Annotated in this window: 3 protein-coding genes and 1 rRNA gene; 3 read left to right on the top strand and 1 reads right to left on the bottom strand. The window is 69.4% G+C overall.

What is annotated here, in order from left to right; genetic code table 11:
- Positions 1–91: ribosomal RNA gene (gene rrf / locus ACWIE7_RS18025) — 5S ribosomal RNA — on the top strand; the annotation flags it as partial.
- Positions 92–227: 136 nt separating this feature from the next.
- On the opposite strand, the gene malQ is transcribed toward rrf, so the two are convergent.
- Positions 228–2,624: a 4-alpha-glucanotransferase gene (malQ, locus tag ACWIE7_RS18020; RefSeq protein WP_454070168.1), complete on the bottom strand. Its 2,397-nt coding sequence runs from the start codon at positions 2,622–2,624 to the stop codon at positions 228–230.
- 134 nt (positions 2,625–2,758) lie between these two features.
- On the opposite strand from malQ, the gene ACWIE7_RS18015 reads away from it, so the two are divergent.
- Positions 2,759–3,970, top strand: coding sequence for an acetyl-CoA C-acetyltransferase (locus ACWIE7_RS18015; RefSeq protein WP_452099080.1), 1,212 nt, complete (start codon positions 2,759–2,761; stop codon positions 3,968–3,970).
- 42 nt (positions 3,971–4,012) lie between these two features.
- Positions 4,013–6,202: a 3-hydroxyacyl-CoA dehydrogenase NAD-binding domain-containing protein gene (locus tag ACWIE7_RS18010; RefSeq protein WP_452099081.1), complete on the top strand. Its 2,190-nt coding sequence runs from the start codon at positions 4,013–4,015 to the stop codon at positions 6,200–6,202.
- Positions 6,203–6,248 lie beyond the last annotated feature (46 nt).

The raw sequence follows: 6,248 nt of genomic DNA, 5'->3' as shown, positions 1-6,248 counted from the left end.
GCCCGGTCCCATTCCGAACCCGGAAGCTAAGCCTGCCAGCGCCGATGGTACTGCACTCGCGAGGGTGTGGGAGAGTAGGTCACCGCCGAACACAACTTCACACGCGAGAACCCCAACCCCTCACGGGTTGGGGTTCTCGCCATTTCACCACCCCGCCTCCAACCACCCCCAAAACCCGCATCCCGCCGGCACCAGCCCACCGGCACCAGCCCGCCAGCCCCGGACCACTACCCACCACCCACCACACCCACAGCGGCGAACACGCGTTTCGGCAAGCTACAGCGCACCACATCCTCCAGCAACAGGGCCCGTCCATCCCCATCCGCCAGAGGTACCGACCAGTTGGGGTACTCGGTCGAGGTACCGGGCATGTTCACAGGTCTGCGGTCGCCCACCAGATCCGCGAGCGAGACAGTGAGCAACAGAGACGGCGACGTCGCTAGGAAAGCGTGCAACGCGACGATGAGGTCGTCTGGGGAGTCGCCCTCGAGTAACCCGCGCTCTCGAACCGCGGTGACGAACCCATCCACCTCCGCGGCCGCGTCCCGGCGCTCGTCGGCCACGTCGCGGGTGAGTTGGCCGAGCTCGTCACGGATATCGACATGGACGAGATCGATGTACCCGGCGGTCGGCGCCAGGTCATGGGTGGTCACGGACGCCATGCACAAGCGGCGGTATTCCTCCGGTGGCAGTGGCCGAGCGGGAGCGTTGTCGTCGTCAAACTCGTCTCCAGCGTGTCGGGCGCCGCCGGAGATGCCCGGGTCGTGGGCGTCGTCGGTATCGCCGGCGTCGTCGGTCCGTTCAAACCACATCACCGACGTGCCCAGCACGCCGCGCTCGGACAGGGCCTCGCGCACGCCCGGGGCAACGGTGCCCAGGTCTTCGCCCACCACCACCGCACCGGCACGTGACGCTTCGAGGGTGAGGACGGCGAGCATGGCGTCGCTGTCGTAGTGGACGTAGGTGCCGTCGGTGGGTGGGGACCCGGCGGGGATCCACCACAGACGGAAGAGCCCGAGGATGTGGTCGATGCGAACGCCGCCCGCATCGCGCAACGCGGCCCGGACGATATCGCGGAATTGTCGGTAGCCGTTGTCGGCCAACGCGTCCGGGCGGAGCGGAGGTTGCGACCAGTCCTGCCCCCGTTGGTTATAGATATCCGGGGGAGCGCCGACCGACACCCCGCGCGCCAGCGAGCGCTTGAGCGACCATGCGTCGGCGCCCGAGGGATGCACGCCCACCGCGAGGTCATGCAGGATACCCAGTCGCATCCCTGCATCGAGTGCCGATCGCTGCGCGCGCGCCCGCTGCTCGGCGGTCACCCACTGCAGCCACTGGTGGAAGTCGATCTCCTCGGTGTGGGCTGAGGCGAAACGCTCGACCGCTTCGGACTCGGGATCGCGCAGGTCAGTGGGCCAGTTCACCCAGTCCGGCCCGTACTCCCCGGCCAACGCGCACCAGGTGGCGAAGGATCGGAGTCCGGGCCCTCCTTCGCGAATGAAGCGTTCGAACTCTGCGGCCTGGTCGGGCGTCCGGGGTACTGCGTACAACAGGCGTAAAGCTTCGATCTTGGCGGCCCACGAGGCGTCGCGGTCGAGGGAATCCGACCTGTTGGCCTCGGTGCCGGCGGTGAGGCCGGCGAGCTCGTCGACGCGGGTCCGCTCAGTATCGGGAAGGTCGGCGTACTCGGGCAGCAGCTCGGGGTGCAGGTACAAGGGCGAGGCGAAACGACGCGTCGTGGGAAGGTACGGCGACGGGCTCACCGGCGGGAACGGCTCGCCGGCGTGCATCGGGTTGACCAGGACGAAGTCGGCGCCCAGCTCGCGGCCGCCCCATGTGGCGAGGTCCATCAGGTCGGCGAGATCGCCCATGCCCCAGGACGTCGCCGACCGCACCTGGTAGAGCTGTGCCGCCAGCCCCACCGCGCGGCGCTCGTCCAGGCCGGCCGGGACGGGGATGCTCGCCGGCGCGACGAGAAGCGTCGCCGTGTAGGTCGCGCCGGGGTGGGTTCCGTCGGGGCGGGAGGCGTCGGTGGCGCCTGTCCTCGCGGTGTGGGTGGGGGATACGCCGGGGTCGACGACGACAACACGCAGTTGATGCCACCCCGCCGGCAGATCGCCGGGCACACTCACGGAGATCTGCTCCATCGGTGTTCCGTCGACCTCCCGCTGGATGCGGTCGCCGCTGAGAGGGAGCAGGGGAATCGGATCGGCGGACCCGGCGGTGGCGGAGGGCGTCTCCTCGAGGTGGACCGAGACCGTCACGTTCGCACCCAGCGGGACATGGATCGGGACCACACGGGTGGCGCCCTCGGTGGCGACCACGGTCGGCGCGAGCACACGACGCCACGGCGCGAGGCGCACCTCCTCGAGGGCGGCCCGGTCGTCGGTGTCGGTGGCGCGGGTGGCGGCGTTGTCGTCGTCGTGGTCGTCATCTTCCGCGGCGAGGTCGGCGCGATTCCCGGCGCCGACGCCCATCGCGGCGAGGACGGCGCGCACGGTGCGCTTGGGGACGTCGCGGTGGACGCCGTGCGCATCGGTGTACCCCGTGGCCACACCGCATTCCGCGGCGAGTTCGGCCAGGGCTTCGGGAAGGGCTGGGGGAACGGCGGATGTCGCGGTCACACCCCCACTGTGCCAGCCCGCGAAAGGCCGCGCGGGGCAAAAAACGGACCGCACTCCACGGCGTGTGAGGGGCGACACGTACCCTAGCCGTGAACACGTACCAGTTCCGCCCAGAGAAAGGCCGTGGACCACCCATGACCGAGGCATTCATCTACGACGCGATCCGCACACCGCGGGGTAAGGGCAAGCCAGGCGGCGCCCTGCACGGGGTCAAGCCCATCGACCTGGTCGTCGGGCTCATCGACGAGACCCGTCGCCGCTTCCCGGATCTCGACGAGAACCGCATCTCGGACATCATCCTCGGGATCGTCAGCCCGCTCGGCGATCAGGGAATGGACCTGCCCCGTATCGCCGCGCTCGCCGCCAAGATGCCCGACACCGTCGCCGGCGTGCAGATCAACCGCTTCTGTGCCTCCGGCCTGACGTCCATCAACATGGCTGCTCAGAAGATCCGCTCCGGCTGGGACGAGGTCGTCCTCGCCGGCGGCGTCGAGTCGATGTCGCGCGTGCCGATGGGCAGCGACGGCGGCGCCTGGGCGATGGACCCGGCCACCAACTATGACACCTACTTCTCGCCGCAGGGCATCGGTGCCGACCTGATCGCCACCCTCGAGGGCTTCTCCCGCGAGGATGTCGATCGCTACGCCGAGCGCTCGCAGCGACTCGCGGCGCAGGCGTGGGAGGAGGGCCGCTTCGACAAGTCGGTCGTGCCCGTCAAGGACATGAACGGGCTGACCGTCCTGGACCGCGACGAGCACATGCGTCCCGGCACCACCGTCGAGTCGCTGGCCGGCCTCAAGCCCTCGTTCGCCATGGTCGGCGACATGGGTGGCTTCGACGCCGTGGCGCTGCAGAAGTACCACTGGGTCGAGGAGATCAACCACGTCCACCACGGTGGCAACTCGTCCGGCATCGTCGACGGCGCCGCGCTGGTGGTCGTCGGTTCGGAGAAGGCCGGCAAGGAGATGGGGATGACCCCGCGCGCCCGCGTCGTGGCCGCCGCCACCTCCGGCGCCGACACCACCATCATGCTCACCGGACCCACCCCGGCCGCCCGGAAGGCGCTCGCCACCGCCGGCCTCACCGCCGACGACATCGACCTGTGGGAACTCAACGAGGCGTTCGCCTCCGTCGTCCTCCGCTTCCAGAAGGACATGAACATCCCCGACGAGAAGCTCAACGTCAACGGCGGCGCCATCGCCATGGGCCACCCGCTCGGCGCCACCGGCGCCATGATCACCGGCACCGTGCTCGACGAGCTCGAGCGCACCGGCGGCAAGCGCGCCCTCGTCACCCTCTGCGTGGGCGGCGGCATGGGCGTGGCCACCATCATCGAGCGCGTCTGATCCAGCCCACCGACACCACAGCCATACAGGAGTAGAAAACCAGTGAGCGACAACATGTTCCGGTGGGAGCAGGACGGCGACGGCATCGTCACCCTCACCATGGATGACCCCGACCACGGCGCCAACACGATGAACGCCCGGTTCATCGAGGACTTCGCGCAGACCGTCGACCGCATCGAGGCCGAGAAGGAGTCCATCAAGGGCGTCGTCCTGACCTCCGCCAAGAAGAGCTTCTTCGGCGGCGGCGACCTCAAGTCCATGATCAAGGCCGGCCCCGCCGACGCCGAGGACCTCTACACCCGGTCCCTGGGCATCAAGGAGCGCATGCGCGCCCTCGAGACCTGTGGCGTGCCGGTCGTGGCGGCCATCAACGGTGCGGCCCTCGGCGGGGGACTCGAGCTCGCGCTCGCGACCCACCACCGCGTGATGGCCGACGCCCGCGGCGCCAAGGTCGGACTCCCGGAGGTCACCCTCGGCCTGCTGCCCGGCGGCGGCGGCATCGTCCGTACCGTCCGCATGTTCGGCCTGGCCCAGGCAGTCCCGAACATCCTCATGTCCGGCAAGTCCTTCGCCCCGGCCAAGGCCCTCGAGGCGGGGCTGGTCGACGAGGTGGTCGAGCCCGAGAAGCTGATCGATGCCGCCAAGGCGTGGCTGGCCACCGGGCCCGAGGCCTCCCAGCCGTGGGACCGCAAGGGCTGGAAGCTGCCCGGCGGCACCATCAGCGATCCGGCTCTGGCCGGCGTGCTGCCCTCCTTCCCGGCCAACATGCGTAAGCAGACCAAGGGCGCGCCCTCCCCGGCGCCGCGCGCCATCATGGCCGCGGCCGTCGAGGGCTCGCAGGTGGACTTCGCCACGGCCGAGAAGATCGAGGCCCGCTACTTCGTCGAGCTCGTCACCGGCCCCATCGCGAAGAACATGATCCAGGCGTTCTTCTTCGACATGCAGCACTGCGCCTCCGGCGGCGCCCGCCCCAAGGCCGCCGACGGCTCGGAGATCCCCCGCACGGAGTTCAAGAAGGTCGGCGTCCTCGGCGCCGGAATGATGGGCGCGGGCATCGCGTACGTGTGTGCCAAGGCCGGCATGGAGGTCGTCCTCAAGGACGTCGAGATGGCCGGCGCCGAGAAGGGCAAGGCCTACTCCGAGAAGATCGAGGCCAAGGCGCTCGAGCGTGGCCGCACCACCCAGGAGAAGTCCGACGCTCTCCTGGCCCGCATCACGCCGACCATCGACCCGCAGGATCTCGCGGGCTGCGACACGGTCATCGAGGCCGTGTTCGAGTCTCCCGAGCTGAAGAAGAAGGTCTTCCAGGAGATCGAGGGCATCGTCAACCCCGACGCACTGCTCGGCTCCAACACCTCGACCCTGCCGATCACGGACCTGGCCACGGGCGTCCAGCGCCCCGAGGACTTCATCGGGATCCACTTCTTCTCCCCGGTCGACAAGATGCAGCTGGTGGAGATCATCAAGGGCGAGAAGACCACCCCGGAGGCGCTGGCCCGCGCGATCGATCTCACGCTCGCCATCCGCAAGGTGCCGATCGTCGTCAACGACTCGCGCGGCTTCTACACCTCGCGCGTCATCGGCACGTTCGTCAACGAGGCGATCGGCATGCTGGACGAGGGCATCGAGCCCGCGACCATCGAGCAGGCCGGCCGCATCGCCGGTTACCCGGCCGCCCCGCTGCAGCTGTCGGACGAGCTGAACCTCAACCTCATGGTCAAGATCCGTCAGGCCACCCGTGAGGCCGAGGAGGCCGCGGGCAAGGAGTACGTGCCGAGCTCGTCGGACCGCGTGGTGCTCAAGATGGTCGAGGAGATCAAGCGCTCGGGCCGCGCCGCCGGCGCCGGCTTCTACGAGTACGCCGACGGCAAGCGCACCGGTCTGTGGCCGGGCCTGCGCGAGGCGTTCACCACCTCGCCGGACAACGCCCCGCCGCTGCAGGACCTGATCGACCGCATGATCTTCGCCGAGGTGCTCGAGACGCAGAAGTGCGTTGACGAGGGCGTGATCGTCGACGACGCCGACGCCAACATCGGCTCGATCATCGGCATCGGGTTCCCGGCGTGGACCGGCGGCACCCGCCAGTACGCCAAGAACTACTCGGAGCCGGGCGCCAAGGAGGCCTCGGGCTACAAGGGCTTCGTCGCCCGCGCCGAGGAGTTGGCCGCGAAGTACGGCGAGCGCTTCGCGCCCACCGAGTCGCTGAAGAAGCTGGCGGCCGAGCAGGGCTGATCGGCAGCTCGCGTAGTGCGAGAGGAGACGGCGGCCGCTCCGGGGA

It is taken from the genome of Dietzia sp. NPDC055343 (assembly GCF_053645265.1).
This window is presented reverse-complemented; position numbering and strand designations above follow the sequence as displayed.

Bases quoted from the DNA above. Each gene is read 5' to 3' on its own strand.
- ACWIE7_RS18015 (WP_452099080.1), top strand. From the start codon at position 2,759: ATGACCGAGGCATTCATCTACGACGCGATCCGCACACCGCGGGGTAAG.